Annotated in this window: 21 protein-coding genes and 1 pseudogene; 13 read left to right on the top strand and 9 right to left on the bottom strand. The window is 60.8% G+C overall.

What is annotated here, in order from left to right; translation table 11 throughout:
- Window positions 1-68 precede the first annotated feature (68 nt).
- A complete protein-coding gene (radC, locus tag QMK50_RS13325; RefSeq protein WP_320333271.1) occupies window positions 69-743 on the top strand; it encodes a RadC family protein in 675 nt (224 codons plus the stop codon).
- 80 nt (window positions 744-823) lie between these two features.
- Here radC and QMK50_RS13320 read toward each other — a convergent pair whose 3' ends face one another.
- A complete protein-coding gene (locus QMK50_RS13320) occupies window positions 824-2,413 on the bottom strand; it encodes an ABC transporter substrate-binding protein (RefSeq protein WP_320333270.1) in 1,590 nt (529 codons plus the stop codon).
- 480 nt (window positions 2,414-2,893) lie between these two features.
- Here QMK50_RS13320 and rpmB point away from each other — a divergent pair, with 480 nt between their 5' ends.
- Both rpmB and rpmG (QMK50_RS13310) read left to right on the top strand, forming a co-directional pair.
- The gene (gene rpmB, locus QMK50_RS13315; RefSeq protein WP_007894701.1) at window positions 2,894-3,127 is read left to right on the top strand and encodes a 50S ribosomal protein L28; all 234 of its coding nucleotides are present in this window, start codon (window positions 2,894-2,896) and stop codon (window positions 3,125-3,127) included.
- Window positions 3,128-3,138: 11 nt separating this feature from the next.
- A complete protein-coding gene (rpmG, locus tag QMK50_RS13310; RefSeq protein ID WP_007894709.1) occupies window positions 3,139-3,294 on the top strand; it encodes a 50S ribosomal protein L33 in 156 nt (51 codons plus the stop codon).
- A 119-nt stretch (window positions 3,295-3,413) separates the two neighbouring features.
- Here the strand turns inward: rpmG (QMK50_RS13310) and QMK50_RS13305 are convergent, their stop codons facing one another.
- On the bottom strand, window positions 3,414-3,722 hold the full coding sequence (locus QMK50_RS13305; RefSeq protein WP_320333269.1) for a hypothetical protein: 309 nt from the start codon (window positions 3,720-3,722) through the stop codon (window positions 3,414-3,416).
- A 123-nt stretch (window positions 3,723-3,845) separates the two neighbouring features.
- On the opposite strand from QMK50_RS13305, the pseudogene rpmG (QMK50_RS13300) reads away from it, so the two are divergent.
- Window positions 3,846-3,938: pseudogene (gene rpmG, locus QMK50_RS13300) on the top strand (50S ribosomal protein L33); the annotation flags it as partial.
- 80 nt (window positions 3,939-4,018) lie between these two features.
- Here the strand turns inward: rpmG (QMK50_RS13300) and QMK50_RS13295 are convergent.
- The 3 genes from QMK50_RS13295 to QMK50_RS13285 all read right to left on the bottom strand — a co-directional run bounded on the left by QMK50_RS13295 (window position 4,019) and on the right by QMK50_RS13285 (window position 5,002).
- Window positions 4,019-4,237 (bottom strand): peptidase inhibitor, encoded by a 219-nt coding sequence (locus tag QMK50_RS13295; protein ID WP_320333268.1) that lies wholly within the window; start codon window positions 4,235-4,237, stop codon window positions 4,019-4,021.
- 113 nt (window positions 4,238-4,350) lie between these two features.
- Window positions 4,351-4,554 carry an I78 family peptidase inhibitor gene (locus QMK50_RS13290; protein WP_320333267.1) on the bottom strand — a complete coding sequence of 68 codons (204 nt, stop codon included), beginning with the start codon at window positions 4,552-4,554 and terminating at the stop codon, window positions 4,351-4,353.
- An 85-nt stretch (window positions 4,555-4,639) separates the two neighbouring features.
- The gene (locus tag QMK50_RS13285; RefSeq protein ID WP_159998574.1) at window positions 4,640-5,002 is read right to left on the bottom strand and encodes a cupin domain-containing protein; all 363 of its coding nucleotides are present in this window, start codon (window positions 5,000-5,002) and stop codon (window positions 4,640-4,642) included.
- A 225-nt stretch (window positions 5,003-5,227) separates the two neighbouring features.
- Here QMK50_RS13285 and QMK50_RS13280 point away from each other — a divergent pair, with 225 nt between their 5' ends.
- Together QMK50_RS13280 and QMK50_RS13275 are read left to right on the top strand one after the other, a co-directional pair.
- Window positions 5,228-6,721 carry an aldehyde dehydrogenase gene (locus tag QMK50_RS13280; protein WP_320333266.1) on the top strand — a complete coding sequence of 498 codons (1,494 nt, stop codon included), beginning with the start codon at window positions 5,228-5,230 and terminating at the stop codon, window positions 6,719-6,721.
- A gap of 173 nt (window positions 6,722-6,894) precedes the next feature.
- Window positions 6,895-8,040, top strand: coding sequence for an MFS transporter (locus tag QMK50_RS13275; RefSeq protein WP_320333265.1), 1,146 nt, complete (start codon window positions 6,895-6,897; stop codon window positions 8,038-8,040).
- Between the two features lie 9 nt (window positions 8,041-8,049).
- Here the strand turns inward: QMK50_RS13275 and QMK50_RS13270 are convergent, their stop codons facing one another.
- Both QMK50_RS13270 and QMK50_RS13265 read right to left on the bottom strand, forming a co-directional pair.
- On the bottom strand, window positions 8,050-9,585 hold the full coding sequence (locus QMK50_RS13270) for a phospholipase D family protein (RefSeq protein ID WP_413787321.1): 1,536 nt from the start codon (window positions 9,583-9,585) through the stop codon (window positions 8,050-8,052).
- A gap of 140 nt (window positions 9,586-9,725) precedes the next feature.
- Window positions 9,726-11,147, bottom strand: a complete 1,422-nt coding sequence (locus QMK50_RS13265; protein ID WP_159998572.1) for a PLP-dependent aminotransferase family protein — start codon at window positions 11,145-11,147, stop codon at window positions 9,726-9,728.
- Between the two features lie 175 nt (window positions 11,148-11,322).
- Between QMK50_RS13265 and QMK50_RS13260 the strand changes: the two genes are divergently transcribed.
- Complete coding sequence (locus QMK50_RS13260; RefSeq protein WP_095164856.1) at window positions 11,323-11,565, top strand: DUF1127 domain-containing protein; 243 nt, start codon at window positions 11,323-11,325, stop codon at window positions 11,563-11,565.
- A gap of 13 nt (window positions 11,566-11,578) precedes the next feature.
- Here QMK50_RS13260 and QMK50_RS13255 read toward each other — a convergent pair whose 3' ends face one another.
- Complete coding sequence (locus QMK50_RS13255) at window positions 11,579-12,889, bottom strand: FAD-binding oxidoreductase (RefSeq protein ID WP_320333263.1); 1,311 nt, start codon at window positions 12,887-12,889, stop codon at window positions 11,579-11,581.
- Window positions 12,890-13,038: 149 nt separating this feature from the next.
- On the opposite strand from QMK50_RS13255, the gene QMK50_RS13250 reads away from it, so the two are divergent.
- On the top strand, window positions 13,039-13,392 hold the full coding sequence (locus QMK50_RS13250; RefSeq protein WP_095164853.1) for a YkgJ family cysteine cluster protein: 354 nt from the start codon (window positions 13,039-13,041) through the stop codon (window positions 13,390-13,392).
- 30 nt (window positions 13,393-13,422) lie between these two features.
- Here the strand turns inward: QMK50_RS13250 and QMK50_RS13245 are convergent, their stop codons facing one another.
- Window positions 13,423-13,911, bottom strand: coding sequence for an Lrp/AsnC ligand binding domain-containing protein (locus tag QMK50_RS13245; RefSeq protein ID WP_003177284.1), 489 nt, complete (start codon window positions 13,909-13,911; stop codon window positions 13,423-13,425).
- Between the two features lie 156 nt (window positions 13,912-14,067).
- Here QMK50_RS13245 and dadA point away from each other — a divergent pair, with 156 nt between their 5' ends.
- From dadA to QMK50_RS13220, 5 genes are all read left to right on the top strand, one after another.
- A complete protein-coding gene (gene dadA / locus QMK50_RS13240) occupies window positions 14,068-15,372 on the top strand; it encodes a D-amino acid dehydrogenase (RefSeq protein WP_095164851.1) in 1,305 nt (434 codons plus the stop codon).
- The gene (locus tag QMK50_RS13235; protein WP_095164849.1) at window positions 15,344-15,697 is read left to right on the top strand and encodes a RidA family protein; all 354 of its coding nucleotides are present in this window, start codon (window positions 15,344-15,346) and stop codon (window positions 15,695-15,697) included. Before dadA ends, QMK50_RS13235 begins: the two co-directional genes overlap by 29 nt.
- Window positions 15,698-15,789: 92 nt before the next feature.
- Window positions 15,790-16,863 carry an alanine racemase gene (gene alr, locus QMK50_RS13230; protein WP_320333262.1) on the top strand — a complete coding sequence of 358 codons (1,074 nt, stop codon included), beginning with the start codon at window positions 15,790-15,792 and terminating at the stop codon, window positions 16,861-16,863.
- Window positions 16,864-16,991: 128 nt separating this feature from the next.
- Window positions 16,992-17,540 carry a cupin domain-containing protein gene (locus QMK50_RS13225; protein ID WP_019694258.1) on the top strand — a complete coding sequence of 183 codons (549 nt, stop codon included), beginning with the start codon at window positions 16,992-16,994 and terminating at the stop codon, window positions 17,538-17,540.
- Between the two features lie 182 nt (window positions 17,541-17,722).
- Window positions 17,723-18,136 carry a c-type cytochrome gene (locus tag QMK50_RS13220; protein WP_095164845.1) on the top strand — a complete coding sequence of 138 codons (414 nt, stop codon included), beginning with the start codon at window positions 17,723-17,725 and terminating at the stop codon, window positions 18,134-18,136.
- Window positions 18,137-18,237: the final 101 nt, after the last annotated feature.

Raw genomic sequence — 18,237 nt, 5'->3', positions numbered from 1 at the left:
AAAAAAGATGGGCTACGATATCACAGCGACCGCTAGGGAACAGCGGCGCCCATCGACAGGGAGGTGCTATGAGCATTCGAGATTGGCCGACGACAGAGCGGCCGCGGGAGAAACTTCTGGAGCAGGGTCCGGCGAGTCTGTCCGACGCCGAATTGCTGGCGATCTTTCTGCGCACCGGGGTCGCCGGGAAAAGCGCGGTGGACCTGGCCAGGCACTTGCTGCAGCAGTTTGGCGGCTTGCGTAACCTGCTGGAGGCGGACCAGCAAACGTTTGTCGGCCAGTTGGGGCTGGGGCCGGCGAAATTCGCCCAGTTGCAGGCGGTGCTGGAGATGGCGCGTCGGCATTTGGCCGAGCACCTGCGCCAGGCATCCGTACTCAAGAGTCCGATCGAGGTGCGCAACTACCTCAAGGCCATGCTGCGACATGAGCCCCATGAAGTGTTTGCCTGCCTGTTCCTCGATTCCCGGCATCGGGTCCTGGCATTCGAAATCCTCTTTCGCGGCTCGATCGACACCACTAGCGTGCATCCGCGCCAGGTGGTCAAGCGCGCCCTGGCGCACAACGCGGCGGCGTTGATCCTGTGCCATAACCACCCCTCGGGAAACGCCGAGCCGAGCTCAGCCGACCGGGTGCTGACCAAGCGTTTGCAGGAGACGATGGAGTTGGTCGATGTGCGGGTGCTCGACCATTTCATCGTGGGTGATGGTGATCCGTTGTCGATGGCCGAGTATGGCTGGATATGAGCGCAGCGGCGGCAAGCTGCAAGCTTCCAGCGGCAAGCCTGGAGCAGTCCGCGGACTGCTTTGAGCTTGCCGCTTGCCTCTTATGGCTTGAAGCTGACCCTGGAATAGTCCTGGCGCCCGAACGGGCTGACCGAGTAACCCTGGACATCCTTGCGGGTCAGGGCATAGGCGGTCGGGTGGGCCAGGGGTAGCCACAGCGCCTGCTGCTGGATCTGCCCCTGGGCCTGTTCGTAGAGCTTGGTGCGCACGCCCTGCTCGGTGGTGGTCTTGCCGGCGTTGATCAGCTTGTCCAGGCCTTGATCGCAGTATCGTGCGAAGTTGGTCCCGGACTTCACGCCCGCGCAGGAGAATTGCGGGGTCAGGAAGTTGTCTGGATCGCCGTTGTCACCGGCCCAGCCCATGAACAGCAGGTCGTGCTCGCCGGCTTTGGCCCGACGAATCAGTTCGCCCCATTCGATCACGCGTATTTCTGCCTGAATCCCGATTTCCGCCAGGTCAGCCTGCAACAATTGAGCGCCCAGGCTCGGGTTGGGGTTGAGCAGGCTGCCGGAAGGGCGGGTCCAGATCGTGGTCTTGAAGCCGTCCTTGAGTCCTGCCTTGGCCATCAGCGCGCGGGCCTTGGTGAGGTCCTTCGGGTAGCCCGGCAGGTCCTTGGCATAGCTCCAGGTGTTGGGCGGGTAAGGGCCGTTGGCGGCTTGGGCGGTGTCCTCGAACACGGCCTTGAGGTAGCTGGCCTTGTCGAAGGCCAGATTGATCGCCTGGCGCACCTCCGGTTTATCCAGCGGCGGATGCTGGCTATTGATGGCGACGAAGGCGGTCATGAAGGCCGGCGTGCTCTCGATCTTGAGGTTCGGCTCCTTGGCGGCAGCCTGGACGTCCAGCGGCTTGGGCGACAGGGCGATCTGGCACTCGTTGCGCCGCAGCTTCTGCAGGCGCACGTTGGCGTCCGGGGTGATGGCGAACACCAGGGTGTCGATCGCGGGCTTGCCGGCGAAGTAGTCGCGGTTGGCCTTGTAGCGGATCGATGCGTCTTTTTGGAAGCGCCCGAAAATGAACGGCCCGGTGCCGATCGGCTGGTTATTGAGTTTCTCGGGTGTGCCAGCCTTGAGCAACTGATCGGCGTATTCAGCCGAGTAGATCGAGGCGAAACCCATGCTCAGCGTGGCGAGGAAGGTCGAGTCGGGGTGGTCAAGGGTGAAACGAATGGTCAGCGGGTCGAGTGCGTCGATTTTCTTGATCAGCGCAGGCAACTGCATGGATTGGGCGTGCGGGAAGCCACTCTGGGCGATTTTGTGCCATGGCTGCGCGGGGTCCAGCATACGGTCGAAGCTGAACTTCACGTCTTCGGCGGTCAAGGTACGCGTCGGGGTGAAGTACTCGGTGCGATGGAACTTCACCTCCGGGCGCAGCCTGAAGACATAGGTCAGGCCGTCGGCCGAGACTTCCCAGCTATCGGCCAGGCTCGGCACGACCTTGCCACTGGCGGTGTCAAAGTCCACCAGGCTATTCATCAACACGTCGGCCGAGGCGTTGGTGGTGGTCAGCGAGTTGTATTGAACGACATCGAACCCTTCCGGGCTGGCCTCGGTGCAGACGCTCAGGGCGGCAGCCTGGGCCAAAGGGCTCAGCAAGAGTGGGGCAAGCAACAGCGGTAGGGCAGCGAGGCGCATGTGTGGATTCCTTTGCAGATCGAAGGCCCATCTGCGAGTGCAGTCTGGAAAAGGCTTACCCTAGTGGCCTGCCCGGCAAATGACTATCCCCTTTTTGTTTTGTGTCCTGCTCGACGGTACGTATTTTCGCTGTTTATTGCGCTTCGGGCGCAGCGAATTAGCGTAAGGTGGCGTGCCGGTACCCTCCATATGGGGGAGCAGGGCGATGCTCTGCGACGAGCGGTCGCTACCATCGATAGCCTTTATCCAAGGCGTCTGGCGCCGTAATTCCGGGGTTTTTGAAAACTCTCTTCACACCAATAGTTGTTGCTATGGGGTCTTTCTGGTATAAAGCAGCGCTCTTTTCTAGGGGCCCGGTTCCTTCACTGTAGGTGTAGCCGGTAAGACCTCTAAAGAAACGCGGCGCCTGGCGCCAAATGACTGAGAGATTAAGCGGCCAACCCATGCCGGGTTGGGCATGTGGTTTTAGAGGGCTGAGGCATGTCGAGAGTATGTCAAGTTACCGGTAAGGGTCCGGTGACTGGGAATAACATTTCCCACGCAAACAACAAAACCCGTCGTCGTTTCCTGCCGAACCTGCAGCATCATCGCTTCTGGGTTGAAGAAGAGAAACGTTTCGTGCGTCTGCGCGTATCTGCCAAAGGCATGCGTATCATCGACAAGCGTGGCATCACTGTCGTGCTGGCCGAAATCCGCAAAGCTGGCAAGATCTAAGGGAGCTAATCATGCGTGAATTGATTCGTTTGATTTCGAGCGCCGGTACTGGTCACTTCTACACTACCGACAAGAACAAGCGCACTACTCCGGACAAAATCGAGATCAAGAAATTTGATCCGGTTGTTCGCAAGCACGTGATCTACAAGGAAGGCAAAATCAAGTAATTGATTTTTCCCTCTTGAGAAAAAGGCCCGTATCGCAAGATACGGGCCTTTTTTGTTGTTTTTTCGAACCTGATGCTTTTAACGACCCAGTAATTCCTCAGCGAGGATCGATCAACCGATTAGCCGCACTTGAAGTGGCTGTAGTTATTTTTTGCATCGCTGAACACTCGCAGGCGATCATTCCTGTAGTCCTGGGTATAGCTCTCGCCGGTTTTTTCATGGCGTACGATTGCAGCCCCTGACAACTCGCGCAGCTCTTCCAAAAGGAGGGGTGTGACCTGAGCCGGCCTGAGGGTGCTGTATCCAAAGTTGTCATTGCATAGGCCGGGCTGATCGTTGTTCTCGGAGGCCGAGGCTTCAAGCATTCCCATACTCAGTGCAAGCAGGGGGAGCAGGGCTATACGTTGCAGATAAGTGATTCCAGACATGTTTGCTTCCTTGCGTGATTGATTTCAAAGCCCCTCGTTTATCGGGGCACAGTGATATAGTCATGTGAAACAGCACGAGCGAGTGCGGTAAATATGTATCGCTCTGTGTAAGTACTTGCGTCAAACGCGCGCACTACTCCGGACAAAATCGAGATCAAGAAATTTGATCCGGTTGTTCGCAAGCACGTGATCTACAAGGAAGGCAAAATCAAGTAATTGATTTTTCCCTCTTGAGAAAAAGGCCCGTATCGCAAGATACGGGCCTTTTTTGTGGCCTTGGGAAAAGCTTCAGTTGCTCAACCGCACTGAATGCTGACGATGACATTGTCGGCATTGGTCAGCAGGCTGATCCGTCGCGGGACTCGCTTGCGGTCTGATGCATGGCGAGGGCCGGTGACCCGCACCGGTGCGCCGTTGGCCAGGGCTCGCACTTCCTCGAGCAACTGAGGGGTGTAGGTCTGGCCGATGGTGTACTCAGCGATGGTGACGTCGCATGAGTCTGCAGTATCGGGCATGTTGCCTCCTTGCGTTGTAGGTCTGGATTGAGGCACGTCCTGTGCGCTCCCGTTAAAAAGGCCGGTATCGCGAGATACCGGCCTTTTTATGTCAGTACTGGCCTGGCGGGCATTCAACCGAAGTTGAAGGCCTCGATGGTGCCAGAGGCATCGGCGACGATGTGAATTCGCGCTCTGTCCAGTTCCCTGGTCGAGCCGTCGCCGGGGCCGACTACACGCGGCCGTGCAGTCAGTTCGCTGATATAGGCCTTCACTGCAGGCGTGTAGGGCTTGCCAATCAGGTGTTGAAGTGCGGAGCTTACTTCTTCATTGGTCATGTTCTTTAATCCTTTAAAGTGAACGAAATGTCCTTGGGGACAACTCGATCCTCCTCCCGACCAGGACCCGTTGTGCAGTATATGCTTATGGTTTTTGTTCAAACGCCACGTAGATCTTTCGGCACGTTTCCAGGACTTCCCAGGTGCCACGGAACCCGGCCGGGATGACAAATCGGTCACCGGTGCGCAGGGTCTTGGCATTGCCGTCGGTGTCGCGCAACACCGAAACCCCTTGGACGATTTCGCAGTATTCGTGTTCGGTGAAATTCACCGTCCACTGACCGACTGCGCCTTCCCAGACCCCGGCATTGAGCTGGCCGCATGGGCTGTTGTAGTGGTTGTAGACGGTCTGCTCAGGGTCGCCCTTGAGGATTTTGGCCGCGTCCGGGCGGTAGCGTTCGGCGGCGGTGCCGGCCTGGCTGAAATCGACGATGTCCTGGATGCTCATTCTGGTAATCCCCCCGTGTTTGCTTGGAAAGCCCCGAGTCTATGTTTATTAAAATGAACATCGCAAGGTCGTTTGCCGGCCTTGTGTCAAATATATTGAAACTTGAGGTGTGGCTGGTTTAGGGTGGCGGGTGCCTAGGGCCGATTGCAAGGCTGGCCGGGCAGAATTCCTGACAGCGCCCGCGAAGAACGCGGGTGTCGTATTCAATAAGAGGAGGACACTCGTATGACCACCCTGACTCGTGCCGACTGGGAACAACGTGCCCGCGACCTGAAAATCGAAGGCCGCGCCTACATCAATGGCGAATACACCGATGCGGTCTCCGGCGAGACCTTCGAGTGCATCAGCCCGGTCGATGGCCGTCTGCTGGGCAAGATTGCCAGCTGTGATGCCGCCGACGCCCAGCGCGCCGTGGACAATGCCCGCGCCACGTTCAATTCCGGTGTCTGGTCTCGCCTGGCCCCGACCAAGCGCAAGGCCGTGATGATCCGCTTCGCCGGCCTGCTCAAGCAAAATGCCCAGGAGCTGGCCCTGCTGGAAACCCTGGACATGGGTAAGCCGATCAGCGACTCCCTGGACATCGACGTTCCTGGTGCCGCCCAGGCGCTGAGCTGGAGCGGTGAAGCGATCGACAAGATCTACGATGAAGTGGCCGCGACCCCTCATGATCAACTGGGCCTGGTGACCCGTGAGCCTGTGGGCGTGGTGGGCGCTATCGTGCCGTGGAACTTCCCGCTGATGATGGCGTGCTGGAAACTCGGTCCTGCGCTGTCCACCGGTAACTCGGTGATCCTCAAGCCGTCCGAAAAATCCCCGCTGACCGCCATCCGCATCGCGGCCCTGGCCGTCGAGGCCGGTATCCCCAAAGGCGTGCTCAACGTACTGCCAGGCTACGGCCACACCGTGGGCAAGGCCCTGGCCCTGCACATGGATGTCGATACCCTGGTGTTCACCGGTTCGACCAAGATCGCCAAGCAACTGATGATCTACTCCGGCGAGTCGAACATGAAGCGCGTCTGGCTGGAAGCCGGCGGCAAGAGCCCGAACATCGTGTTTGCCGATGCGCCGGACCTGCAGGCCGCCGCTGAATCCGCTGCTGGCGCAATTGCCTTCAACCAGGGCGAAGTCTGCACCGCCGGTTCACGCCTGCTGGTCGAGCGTTCGATCAAGGACAAGTTCCTGCCACTGGTGATCGAGGCCCTGAAAACCTGGAAGCCAGGCAACCCGCTGGACCCGTCCACCACCGTGGGTGCGTTGGTCGATACCCAGCAAATGAACACCGTGCTGTCGTACATCGAGTCTGGGCATACCGACGGCGCCAAGCTGGTGGCGGGCGGCAAGCGCATCCTCGAGGAAACCGGTGGCACCTACGTGGAGCCGACGATTTTCGACGGCGTGAGCAATGCCATGAAGATTGCCCAGGAAGAAATCTTCGGCCCGGTACTGTCGGTCATCACCTTTGATACCGCCGAGGAGGCTATCCAGATCGCCAACGACACGCCGTATGGCCTGGCCGCAGCGGTATGGACCAAGGACATTTCCAAGGCTCACCTGACCGCCAAGGCACTGCGCGCCGGTAGCGTGTGGGTCAACCAGTACGATGGCGGCGACATGACCGCACCGTTCGGCGGCTTCAAGCAATCGGGCAACGGCCGTGACAAGTCGCTGCACGCGTTCGACAAGTACACCGAGCTGAAGGCGACCTGGATCAAGCTGTAAGCCTTTCAGGGAGCCTGGCTCCCTGAACGACGTAGATCCCTTGTGGGAGCGAGCTTGCTCGCGATAGCGGTATGACAGTCGACGTCGTGTTGAATGTTGCGCCGCCATCGCGAGCGGGTTCGCTCCCACATTGCTTTGTGCCACACATAAGAATATCCACAGGAGCGTGGAACATGCGTTGGGCGACTTATTTCGCCGTTCTGGCCTCGGTCCTGAGTGTCGGCCTCGCCCTGGGCGTGAGCATGCCGTTGGTGTCGTTTCGCCTGGAAAGCTGGGGTTATGGCGCGTTTTCAATCGGGGTGATGGCGGCCATGCCGGCAATTGGCGTCCTGCTGGGGGCGAAGATCTCCAGCCACCTGGCGGCTCGCCTGGGTACGGCTAACCTGATGCGCCTGTGCTTGTGGGCCGGAGCCCTCTCCATTGGCCTGCTGGCGTTGTTGCCCAGCTACCCGGTGTGGCTGGTACTGCGGCTGATGATCGGGGTCATCCTGACCATCGTGTTCATTCTCGGCGAGAGCTGGATCAACCAGTTGGTGGTTGAGCAATGGCGTGGCCGGCTGGTGGCGCTGTATGGCTGCAGCTATGCCTTGAGTCAATTGGCTGGACCGTTGTTGCTGGGGGTGCTGGGTACCGACAACGATATCGGTTTCTGGGTCGGGGTCGCGCTGCTGGTGACTTCGCCGCTGGTCTTGATGGGGCGTAGCGGGGCACCGAGCAGCGAAGCCCTGAGTGTGACCTTCAGTGACCTGTTGGGTTTCTGCCGTGGCCTGCCGGCGATCGCTTGGGCGGTGTCGTTGTTTGCTGCGTTCGAGGCGATGATCCTGACCCTGCTGCCGGTGTATTGCCTGCAACAGGGGTTCACCGCAGAAATTGCCCTGGCCATGGTCAGCACCGTGGTAGTCGGCGATGCGTTGCTGCAATTGCCCATTGGCGCCCTTGCGGACTATCTGTCGCGGCGAACCTTGTTTGCCGGCTGCGCGGTGATACTGATGCTGTCGAGCCTGGCGATTCCGCTGTTGCTCGACACCTTGCTGATCTGGCCGCTGTGGGTGCTGTTCGGTGCCAGTGCCGGCGGCTTGTTCACCTTGTCGCTGATTCTGGTGGGCGAGCGTTATCGCGATGATGCGCTGGTGCGGGCCAACGCCCACATCGCCCAACTCTGGGGTATCGGTTGCTTGATTGGCCCGCTTGCAGCGGGTGCCGGCAGTCAGTGGGTCAGCGGACACGCCTTGCCATTACTGATGGCGGCCGGGGCCTTTGGCCTGGTGTTGTTGTTGCTGCGCCAAGGGGCGTTTGGCGAGGCGGCGGCGCCGATCTGAGATCCGGGTTTACAGTATCCGCTCCAGGCCCAGGGTGTCGCTGAACCAGGCATTGAAGCGGCGCCACCAGTTTCCCGGCTCGCGAGTCAGGGTGTGCAGCTTGCCATCGTCTTCAGTGACCCAGACCAGTTGGCCCTCCTGTAACCGCACCGCATAGCTGAGAGGAGGCGCCATGCCTTCCAGGGCGAGTTCGCGAACACGCTCGGCAAGCGCCGGGCTGTCGACCAGCACCCCCACTTCGGTGTTCCACAGCACCGAGCGCGGGTCGAAGTTGAATGAGCCGATGAACGCCTTTTGGCGATCGAAGATGATCGCCTTGCTGTGCAGGCTGGATTCGGAGCCGCGGTAGCTGGAACTGCGAAACAGGCTTGGCCCGCTACCGCCGCCTTCGCCCGGTTGCCGGCGTAGTTCAAACAGTTGCACGCCGTGCTCCAGCAGCGCCTTGCGGTAAGGGGCGTAGCCGCCGTGGACGGCGGGCACATCGGTGGCCTCCAGCGAGTTGGTCAGGAAGCTGACGGACACTCCGGCATCGGCCCGCCCGGTGAGATACACCAGTCCGGGTGGGCCGGGCACAAAGTAGGCTGAGATCATGATCAGCTCTTTGCTCACCCCTTGCAGTTCGGGGGCCAGTTGGGTGGTCAGTAGCAGTTGCGGATCCGGCTCACCCTTGGCCAGCACTTTGCTCGGAGCGTCCCACAACGCCTGGTTCCAGGCCCAGATCAGCTCGCTGCGCCAGAGGTCCAGGCGCGGATCGGTCTGGTAGGCCTTCAACTGCTGGTACAGGGCCTGGTTTTGCCGATGGCTTTCGTCCAGGGACGCTTGCAGCTGCGCGCGGGTCTCGGCCAGGTCCCTGGCCGTGGGCTGGCTGGAGACAAACTCATCGATCGGCTTGCTCAGGGCGCTGTTCCAGTACTGATCGAAGCTGTGGCCGAGCTGCTCAGCGACGGGTCCGACACCCAGCAGGTCGATGTCGGTGAAATTCAGCTTGGGCTGCGCATCGAAGTACTCGTCGCCCAGGTTGCGCCCGCCGACAATGGCGGCGCTGTTGTCCGCCAGCCACAGCTTGTTGTGCATGCGCCGGTGCTGCAGCGAGAGATTGAGCAGGCGGCCCATGGTGCGAGTGACGCCGGTGCTGCGGCCCAGTTCCAGCGGATTGAACAGGCGAATCTGAATCTGTGGGTGAGCGGCCAGTGTGGCAATGGTCTGGACCTGGCCATCGCTGGTGAGGTCGTCGAGCAGGATGCGCACGCGCACGCCTCGGTCAGCGGCCTTGAGCAGTTCGCTGACCAGCAGTCGGGTACTGATACCGTCGTGGACGATGTAGTACTGCAGGTCGAGGCTGCGCTGCGCATTGCGGATCAACTCGGCACGGGCGGCGAAGGCTTCGCTGCTGTCCGATAGCAGGCGAAATCCGGATCGCCCTTCATGGGGGGCGGCCTGGGCCTGGATCGAGCGCCCGAAAGAGGACTCGGCAGCAGGCAATGCCTGGCTAGGCTCGCGGGGCACGTTGAGCGAGGCGCAACTGCTCAGCAACGCGGCGAGCATCAGGCAGAGCAGGGCGTTTTTTCGGCGCAAGTCGAATGTTCCTGCAGATGGGCAGGTAGGGAGTATGGCACGGCTGGCGAAGTCGTCGCGGCGTGCCGATGGCGCCTAGGAAGCTCTCGGGCATCGAGTTCCCAGATGAACTAGCTGGCCTCGGCCAGCAGGGCGATCGCCGCTGCACCCACCTTACGCACCGCTTCCTCGACCTGAGCCGTGGGTTTGGCTGCGTAGTTCATGCGCAGGCAATTACGGTACTTGCCTGAGGCGGAGAAAATACTGCCAACGGCGATCTGTACGCCCTGGTCGAGCAGCACCCGATTGAGCTTGAGCGTATCAAACCCTTCCGGCAGTTCGACCCACAGCATGAAGCTGCCCTGGGGACGGCTGGCGCGGGTGCCGAGGGGAAAGTAGCGGCTGACCCAATCGAGCATCAGGTCGCGATTGCGCTGGTATTGGTTACGCATTCGCCGTAGATGCGGCTCGAAATGCCCGCCCTTGAGAAACTCGGCGATGGCAATTTGCGGTTGTGGCGCGGTCGAGCCGGTGCTGATGTATTTCATGTGCAGCACCCGCTCCAGGTACCGTCCGGGAGCGACCCAGCCGATCCGCAGCCCAGGTGCCAGGGTCTTGGAGAACGAACTGCAGAGCAGCACGCGACCGTCTTCATCGAAGGACTTGATGGTGCGCGGTCGAGGGTAGGTGTAGGCCAGTTCGCCATACACATCGTCTTCGATGATCGCCACGTCAAACCGTTGTGCCAGGGTCAACAGCGCACGTTTGCGCGACTCCGGCATGATGTAGCCGAGCGGGTTGTTGCAGTTGGGGGTCAACTGTATGGCTTTGATCGGCCACTGTTCGAGGGCCAGTTCCAGGGCGTCGAGACTGATCCCGGTGAGGGGGTCGGTGGGAATCTCCAGGGCCTTCATACCCAGCCCCTTGAGGGTCTGCATGGCGCCGTGAAAGCTCGGCGAGTCCACCGCGACGATGTCGCCTGGTTCGCAGATGGCGCGAATGCTGGTGGACAACGCTTCGTGGCAGCCCGTGGTGATCACCAGGTCGCTGGCGCTCAGTTGGCTGCCTGAATCGAGCAGCAGGCGGGCGATCTGCTCGCGCAGTTCCAGCACCCCGTAGATATTGTCGTAGTACAGCCCCGGCATGTCCTGGCGCCGACTGATCCGCGCCAGGCTGCGCAGCAGGGGCTGCATGGTCGGTGTGGTGATATCCGGCATGCCGCGGCCCAGTTGCACCACGTCCTTGCGTGGCACGGCGCGGATCAGCTCCAGCACCTGGTCCCACTGGGAGATGTCGACCGGGCGCTGGGCCGGGCGGCCTACCGCCGGCAGTTCGGGCAGTTCCCGCCCCACAGGGACAAAGTAGCCGGACTTGGGCTTGGGCCGCGCCAGCCCACTGTCCTCCAGCACCCGATAGGCCTGCTGCACCGTGCTCAGGCTGACCCCATGCTCGACACTCAAGGCCCGCACGGAAGGCAGACGGTCACCGGGCCGGTAGAAGCCCTGTTCGATGCGCGTGCCGAGCAATTCGGCGAGGTTGACGTACAGCGTCATGTTTCAGCCTCGGTGTGAGAGGAGGGACCAGTACAGATCAGGAAAAAAACCATCATTCAGCGGTTAATTCAGCAAATCTGTATGGAGGTAATACAGGTCCATTGAATCTGTAATGGTTTTGCCTGCCCGCGCATCATGGAATCTCTGGCTACCCAAGTAAACAGGAGCACTAAAAATGAACGGCTTGAGCGATGTGCGGCTGACGTTACACAGTCAGGAACTGGTGGCAGGGCACGACCAGGGCATGCCGACGGCGATCCGCAATGCCCCGTCCTGCCTGGGGCGCTGGGGTTTGCTGTGGCACCGTCTGCACACGCGCAAGACCCTGCTCGAACTCACCCCGGAACAACTGCGCGATGTCGGCTTGAGTCGTGAGCAGGCGAGGGAAGAGGGGCTGAAGCCGTTCTGGCAGCTTTGAGCGGCTCTTCGGATCAGGCCAGCTCTTTGAGTCGGTGCCACAACATCCCCAGGGCCAGCAATGGCGAGCGCAAGTAGCGGCCGCCCGGGAAGGTCACGTGCGGTACTTTGGCGAACAGGTCGAAACCGCCGCTGTGCTGGCCGCTGATGGCTTCACCCAGTAGTTTGCCGGCCAGGTGAGTGGCATTCACCCCGTGTCCGGAGTACGCCTGGGCGTAATACACATTCGGCTGGTCCTTGAGCCGGCCAATCTGGGGCAGGCGGTTGGCGCCGATGCCGATCATGCCGCCCCACTGATAGTCGATCTTCACCGCGCTCAATTGCGGGAAAACCTCCAGCATCTTCGGTCGCATGTAGGCGCCGATGTCCGCCGGATCGCGGCCCGAATAGTGGCAGGCGCCGCCGAACAGCAGGCGTCGGTCTGCCGAAAGCCGGTAGTAGTCCAGCGCCACGCGTTGGTCGCACACGGCCATGTTCTGCGGCAGCAGGGCGTGGGCCTGCTCTTCACTCAAGGGTTCGGTGGCGATGATGTAGCTGCCGGCGGGCAGCACTTTGCCGCTCAGGTGCGGGTTGAGGTGATTGAGGTAGGCGTTGCAGCCCAGCACCAGGGTCTTGGCGCGGACCGAACCTTGCGCGGTGTGGACCTTGACCTCGGGCCCGTAGTCGATGCGGGTCACTGCCGATTGCTCGAACAGACGGACCCCCAGTTGCAGGGCGGCAGCGGCTTCACCCAGGGCCAGGTTCAGCGGGTGCAGGTGCCCCGAGCCCATGTCGATCAGTCCGCCCACGTAGCGGTCTGAGCCCACCACGCTGTGCATCTCGTGCGCTTGCAGCAGGCGGGTGGTGTGGCGATAACCGAGGCTGCGCAACTCGTCCGCGTCCGCGGCGAAACCTTCCAGGTCGCGGGGTTTGTTGGCGAGGTCGCAGTAGCCCCAGGTCAGGTCGCAGGGGATCTGGAACTGCTCGACCCGCTGGCGAACGATGTCCACCGCCTCCAGGCCCATCAGTTTCATCTGGCGTACGCCTTCGACCCCCAGCACATTGCTGAATTGGTCCAGGCCATGGCCGACACCACGAATCAACTGCCCGCCATTACGTCCGCTGGCGCCCCAGCCGATTTTGTGTGCTTCCAGCAGCACCACGCGAAGACCGCGCTGGGCCAGTTCAATGGCTGTGTTCAGGCCGGAAAAACCACCGCCCACCACGCACACGTCGGCCAGTTGCTCACCGGCAAGTACCGGATGATCCGGCTGCGGCAGGCTGCTGGCGGCGTAATAGGAGGCGATATGGGTGCTCGGGACAGGCGGCTGAACACGGGCAGTCATGGGTTGATCCTGATTATCGGGTGTTGAGTAAATTTTACGGAGCATAAGCCGGACCTTTCTGCCTGGGCAACACTGGTCGGTTGTTGCTGTCTGGCGCAGGGCTTTTAGGGCAAAATCCAACCTTGTTCACCTTAGGGGTATTTGTTTCGATGAGCTGCAACCGCGAGACCGTTCGTACCCTGCGCCAGCAGATTCCCTCGTTCGAGTGCGTGCCCGGCTGTCATGACTGCTGTGGTCCGGTCACCACGTCGCCGGAAGAAATGTCCCGCCTGCCGCGCAAGACTCGCGCCGAGCAGGATGCCGCCCTGGACGAACTGAACTGCGTACACCTGGGTCCCAATGGCTGCACCGTGTATGGCGAGCGGCCGCTGATCTGTCGCTTGTTCGGCACCACCAAGACCCTGCCATGCCCCAACGGTCGCGGACCGGTGGAGTTGATCCACCCACGGGTCGAGGCGCAGGTGTTCGAGTACATGGCTGCTAACCGACAGGTTTTGGTGTAGGTCACAGCGCACGGACACTTACCACAGGCCTCAATCCGGAATCGGCAAGCTCAGGCTCTCCTTCACCTCTTCCATCACGATGTAGCTCTTGGACTCACGCACGTGGGGCAGTTTGAGCAGGATATCGCCGAGCAATTTGCGGTACGAGGCCATCTCGGAAATCCGTGCCTTCACCAGGTAGTCGAAGTCCCCGGATACCAAGTGGCATTCCAGTACGTGCGGCAGTTTCAGCACCGCGCGGCGGAACTCTTCGAAGGTGTCACCGGACTTGTAGTCCAGGCTGATCTCGACGAACACCAGCAGGCTGCCCTTGAGGTGTTGCGGATTGAGCCGGGCGTTGTAGCCCATGATGATCCCTTCGCGCTCCAGGCGCCGCACCCGCTCGGTACAGGGCGTGGTCGACAGGCCGACCTTTTCCCCCAGCTCAGTAAACGAAATGCGCCCGTCAGCCTGGAGGATGCGCAGGATGTTGCGGTCGATCTTGTCCAGCTCACGTTTGGTTTGAGTGTTGGTCCGCATAGGGGATGCGCCTCCGTGAAAAGCCAAATTGCCGAGAATTGTCGCCAAATATAGGCACTTATATAGTGAAAAGCACTGGCGAATGTTTTTTACACTGCGCTCATCATTGCTTGTACACAACAACGTCAGCGGTTTGCCGCGATGAGGGATAAAAAAATGCGCGTTCTGGTCTTGGGTAGCGGCGTAATCGGTACCGCCAGTGCCTACTATCTGGCTCGGGCCGGCTTTGAAGTGACGGTCGTGGATCGTCAACCGGCCGCTGCCATGGAAACCAGTTTCGCCAACGCCGGCCAGGTATCGCCGGGCTATGCGTCGCCATGGGCTGCTCCGGGTGTGCCGCTCAAGGCCATCAAGTGGCTGTTGCAGCGCCACGCCCCGCTGGCCATCAAGGCCACCGCCGATATCGACCAGTACCTGTGGATGGCGCAGATGCTGCGCAACTGTACCGCCAGCCGTTATGCGGTGAACAAGGAGCGCATGGTCCGCCTGTCCGAGTACAGCCGTGACTGCCTCGACGAATTGCGCGCCGAAACCGGTATCGCCTACGAAGGCCGCAGCCTGGGGACCACCCAGCTGTTCCGTACCCAGGCGCAACTGGATGGCGCCGCCAAGGACATCGCGGTACTCAAGGAGTCCGGTGTGCCGTTCGAGCTGCTCGACCGCGCCGGCATTGCCCGCGTCGAACCGGCCCTGGCCAGCGTCACCGACATCCTGGCCGGTGCCCTGCGCCTGCCGAACGACCAGACCGGCGACTGCCAGATCTTCACCACCCGCCTGGCGGAAATGGCGATCAAGCTGGGCGTTGAATTCCGCTTCGGCCAGGACATCCAGCGCCTGGACTTCGCCGGTGACCGGATCAACGGTGTGTGGATTGACGGCAAGCTGGAAACCGCCGACCGCTACGTGCTGGCGCTGGGCAGTTACTCGCCGCAGTTGCTCAAGCCGTTGGGCATCAAGGCCCCGGTGTATCCGCTCAAGGGTTACTCGCTGACCGTGCCGATCACCAATCCGGCCATGGCTCCGACCTCGACCATTCTCGACGAGACCTACAAGGTCGCGATCACCCGTTTCGACAACCGCATCCGCGTCGGTGGCATGGCGGAGATTGCCGGTTTTGACCTGTCGCTGAACCCGCGTCGGCGTGAAACACTGGAGATGATCGTCAACGATCTCTATCCTCAGGGCGGCGACCTGCAGCAAGCCAGTTTCTGGACCGGCCTGCGTCCGACCACGCCGGATGGCACGCCGATTGTTGGTGCCACCCCGTTCAAAAACCTGTTCCTGAACACCGGTCACGGTACGCTCGGCTGGACTATGGCCTGTGGCTCCGGCCGCCTGCTGGCCGATCTGATGGCCAAGAAAACGCCGCAGATCAGCGCCGAAGGCCTCGATATTTCTCGTTATGGCAACACCCACCAGGAGTCTGCAAAACATGTCAATCCAGCGCCAGCTCACCAATGAGCGTTTGAGCCAGATCGTAGTCCACAGCGGTACGGTGTACCTGGCAGGACAGGTCGGCGACGACATGAACGCCGGAGTTGAACAGCAGACCCGCGAGACCCTGGCCAACATCGAGCGTTTGCTCGATCTGGCCGGTACCGACAAGACCCGGTTGCTGTCGGCGACGATCTACCTGAAAGACATCGATGCCGACTTCCAGGGCATGAACAGTGTCTGGGACAGTTGGCTGCCGAAAAACGTCGCGCCAGCGCGGGCGACGGTGGAAGCCAAGCTGTGCGAACCAGAAATCCTGGTAGAAGTGTCGATAGTCGCCGCTCTGCCGTAAACGATCCCTCTGCCGGTGCTGTTGGCGGTTCATACTGTCTTCAGCAGCGGTTTTTTCTTCCCCCCCCGCCAACCGCCTGGAAGCCTGCCGCCATGCGTCCTGCTCGTGCCCTGATTGATCTGCAAGCTCTGCGTCACAACTACCAACTGGCCCGTGAAGTCTCGGGGGCGCGCGCCCTCGCGGTGATCAAGGCCGATGCCTATGGCCATGGCGCAGTGCGCTGTGCCCAGGCGCTGGAAGCGGATGCCGATGGGTTTGCCGTAGCCTGCATCGAAGAAGCCCTGGAGCTGCGCGCTGCTGGCATCCGAGCGCCGGTGCTGCTGCTCGAAGGCTTTTTCGAAGCCGATGAGCTGTCGCTGATCGTCGAGCAGGACTTGTGGTGTGTGGTGCATTCGTTGTGGCAGCTCGAAGTGATCGAGCAGGCGACGCTGCGCAAGCCGATCACCGTCTGGCTCAAGCTGGACTCGGGCATGCACCGCGTCGGCCTGCATCCTGCGGATTATCAGGCGGCGTATCAACGGCTGCTGGCCAGCGGCAAGGTCGCGAAGATCGTGCTGATGAGCCACTTCGCCCGCGCCGATGAGCTCGATAGCAGCAGCGCAAGCGAGCAGGTCGCGGTATTTGAAGCGGCGCGCCAGGGCTTGTCGGCGCAGGTCAGCCTGCGTAACTCGCCGGCCGTGCTGGGTTGGCCGCAGGTGCCCAGCGACTGGGTGCGCCCCGGCATCATGCTGTATGGCGCCACCCCGTTCGAGGAAGCCAACTCTGTGGCCGCGCGTTTACAGCCGGTGATGACCCTGGAGTCGAAAGTCATCAGTGTGCGCGAATTGCCGGCCGGCGAACCCGTGGGTTATGGCGCCCGTTACATCACGCCAAAACCCATGCGCCTGGGTGTGGTCGCCATGGGCTATGCCGACGGTTATCCGCGGCAGGCGCCGACCGGTACGCCGGTGCTGGTGGCGGGGCAGCGCAGTCAGTTGCTGGGGCGTGTGTCGATGGACATGCTGTGTATCGATTTGACCGATGTGCCCCAGGCTGGCCTGGGTTCGACGGTCGAGTTATGGGGCAAAAACATCCTCGCCAGCGATATCGCGATGGCTGCGGGCACCATTCCTTACCAGATCTTCTGCAACCTGCGTCGGGTGCCACGGCTCTATTCCGAGGCCTGACGGGCCGCGGGGTACAGCCGCTGGGGCGCTGGCGAACCGGACCTGGGCTCAAGTGTTGTAAATACTGAACGCTGTCGCCATGATAACGCTCAATATTTACATAACCTGAATCCTGGGAGGCAAATGCATTGGACGTCGGTGAACGACTGCAATCGATCCGCAAACTAAAAGGTCTTTCCCAGCGTGAGCTCGCCAAACGCGCGGGTGTGACCAACAGCACCATTTCCATGATCGAGAAAAACAGTGTCAGCCCTTCCATCAGTTCGCTGAGGAAGGTGCTTGGCGGCATCCCCATGTCCATGGTCGAGTTCTTTTCCGAAGAGATCCTCCAGGAAAAACCAACGCAGATCGTCTATAAAGCCAACGAGCTGATCGATATCTCCGATGGCGCGGTGACCATGAAACTGGTGGGCAAGGCCCATCCGAGCCGTGCAATCGCCTTCCTCAACGAGATCTATCCACCGGGTGCCGATACCGGTGAAGAGATGCTTACCCACGAAGGGGAGGAAACCGGGATTCTGCTCGAAGGGCGCCTGGAATTGGTGGTCGGGCTTGAGACCTTCGTGCTCGAAGCCGGTGACAGCTACTATTTTGAAAGCACCAAGCCACATCGTTTCCGCAATCCGTTTGATGCGCCTGCGCGACTAATCAGCGCAGCCACACCGGCCAATTTCTAAGAAAAGAGGCGTCCGCCAAGGTTTTTCGAGGCGCCCGAGCAGTATTTCGCCATGACTTAATACCCCTAGGACTTTAGGGTTGTTTCAGTGTGGCGGGCTAACCGTTATACTTGCGCCCGCCTGCGAAACCGTGGCCGTGGGCGTGACTAGCCACCATTGAGGGTGTACGCGTGAACCTAATTATGAAAATGCTGGCCGCACCAGCAACCGTATTGGCCCTTTGGGCAGTCAGCGCTCAAGCTGCGACCAACGACGATATTGCCAAGCGCCTTGAACCAGTCGGCCAGGTCTGTGTGCAAGGTCAGGAGTGCAAGGGGATGGAAGTCGCTGCTTCGGCAGGCGGCGGCGGGGCGAAAACCCCGGATGAGATTATTGCCAAACATTGCAACGCTTGCCACGGTAGTGGCCTGCTGGGCGCACCGAAAATCGGTGACACTGCAGCCTGGAAAGAGCGTGCCGATCACCAGGGCGGCCTTGACGGCATCCTGGCCAAGGCCATTACCGGGATCAACGCAATGCCTCCTAAAGGCACCTGCGCAGATTGCTCCGATGATGACCTCAAAGGTGCCATCCAGAAGATGTCCGGCCTGAAATAAGCCGCCGTCTTCAGCAAAAAAAGCCGCTTGCGAGCGGCTTTTTTGTGCCTGGGATTTGACCTCAAGACTGGTCATGGCACGCAAGACCCGGCAAGCTCGGG

Origin of the sequence: Pseudomonas sp. P5_152, assembly GCF_033989915.1 — a bacterium.
In the GTDB taxonomy this organism is placed as follows: domain Bacteria; phylum Pseudomonadota; class Gammaproteobacteria; order Pseudomonadales; family Pseudomonadaceae; genus Aquipseudomonas.
Note: the sequence above shows the minus strand (reverse complement) of the source record. Positions and strands in the feature narration are given on the sequence as shown.

What these genes read in the sequence shown, in the direction of transcription:
- QMK50_RS13260 (WP_095164856.1), top strand. Translation starts at nt 11,323, where the DNA reads ATGAACGGCTTGAGCGATGTGCGGCTGACGTTACACAGTCAGGAACTG.
- QMK50_RS13295 (WP_320333268.1), bottom strand. Translation starts at nt 4,237, where the DNA reads ATGCCCGATACTGCAGACTCATGCGACGTCACCATCGCTGAGTACACC.
- QMK50_RS13280 (WP_320333266.1), top strand. Translation starts at nt 5,228, where the DNA reads ATGACCACCCTGACTCGTGCCGACTGGGAACAACGTGCCCGCGACCTG.
- radC (WP_320333271.1), top strand. Translation starts at nt 69, where the DNA reads ATGAGCATTCGAGATTGGCCGACGACAGAGCGGCCGCGGGAGAAACTT.
- QMK50_RS13290 (WP_320333267.1), bottom strand. Translation starts at nt 4,554, where the DNA reads ATGACCAATGAAGAAGTAAGCTCCGCACTTCAACACCTGATTGGCAAG.
- QMK50_RS13250 (WP_095164853.1), top strand. Translation starts at nt 13,039, where the DNA reads ATGAGCTGCAACCGCGAGACCGTTCGTACCCTGCGCCAGCAGATTCCC.
- QMK50_RS13255 (WP_320333263.1), bottom strand. Translation starts at nt 12,889, where the DNA reads ATGACTGCCCGTGTTCAGCCGCCTGTCCCGAGCACCCATATCGCCTCC.
- dadA (WP_095164851.1), top strand. Translation starts at nt 14,068, where the DNA reads ATGCGCGTTCTGGTCTTGGGTAGCGGCGTAATCGGTACCGCCAGTGCC.
- alr (WP_320333262.1), top strand. Translation starts at nt 15,790, where the DNA reads ATGCGTCCTGCTCGTGCCCTGATTGATCTGCAAGCTCTGCGTCACAAC.
- QMK50_RS13220 (WP_095164845.1), top strand. Translation starts at nt 17,723, where the DNA reads ATGAAAATGCTGGCCGCACCAGCAACCGTATTGGCCCTTTGGGCAGTC.
- rpmG (WP_007894709.1), top strand. Translation starts at nt 3,139, where the DNA reads ATGCGTGAATTGATTCGTTTGATTTCGAGCGCCGGTACTGGTCACTTC.
- QMK50_RS13245 (WP_003177284.1), bottom strand. Translation starts at nt 13,911, where the DNA reads ATGCGGACCAACACTCAAACCAAACGTGAGCTGGACAAGATCGACCGC.
- QMK50_RS13285 (WP_159998574.1), bottom strand. Translation starts at nt 5,002, where the DNA reads ATGAGCATCCAGGACATCGTCGATTTCAGCCAGGCCGGCACCGCCGCC.
- QMK50_RS13265 (WP_159998572.1), bottom strand. Translation starts at nt 11,147, where the DNA reads ATGACGCTGTACGTCAACCTCGCCGAATTGCTCGGCACGCGCATCGAA.
- QMK50_RS13235 (WP_095164849.1), top strand. Translation starts at nt 15,344, where the DNA reads ATGTCAATCCAGCGCCAGCTCACCAATGAGCGTTTGAGCCAGATCGTA.
- QMK50_RS13305 (WP_320333269.1), bottom strand. Translation starts at nt 3,722, where the DNA reads ATGTCTGGAATCACTTATCTGCAACGTATAGCCCTGCTCCCCCTGCTT.
- QMK50_RS13270 (WP_413787321.1), bottom strand. Translation starts at nt 9,585, where the DNA reads ATGCTCGCCGCGTTGCTGAGCAGTTGCGCCTCGCTCAACGTGCCCCGC.
- QMK50_RS13275 (WP_320333265.1), top strand. Translation starts at nt 6,895, where the DNA reads ATGCGTTGGGCGACTTATTTCGCCGTTCTGGCCTCGGTCCTGAGTGTC.
- QMK50_RS13320 (WP_320333270.1), bottom strand. Translation starts at nt 2,413, where the DNA reads ATGCGCCTCGCTGCCCTACCGCTGTTGCTTGCCCCACTCTTGCTGAGC.
- rpmB (WP_007894701.1), top strand. Translation starts at nt 2,894, where the DNA reads ATGTCGAGAGTATGTCAAGTTACCGGTAAGGGTCCGGTGACTGGGAAT.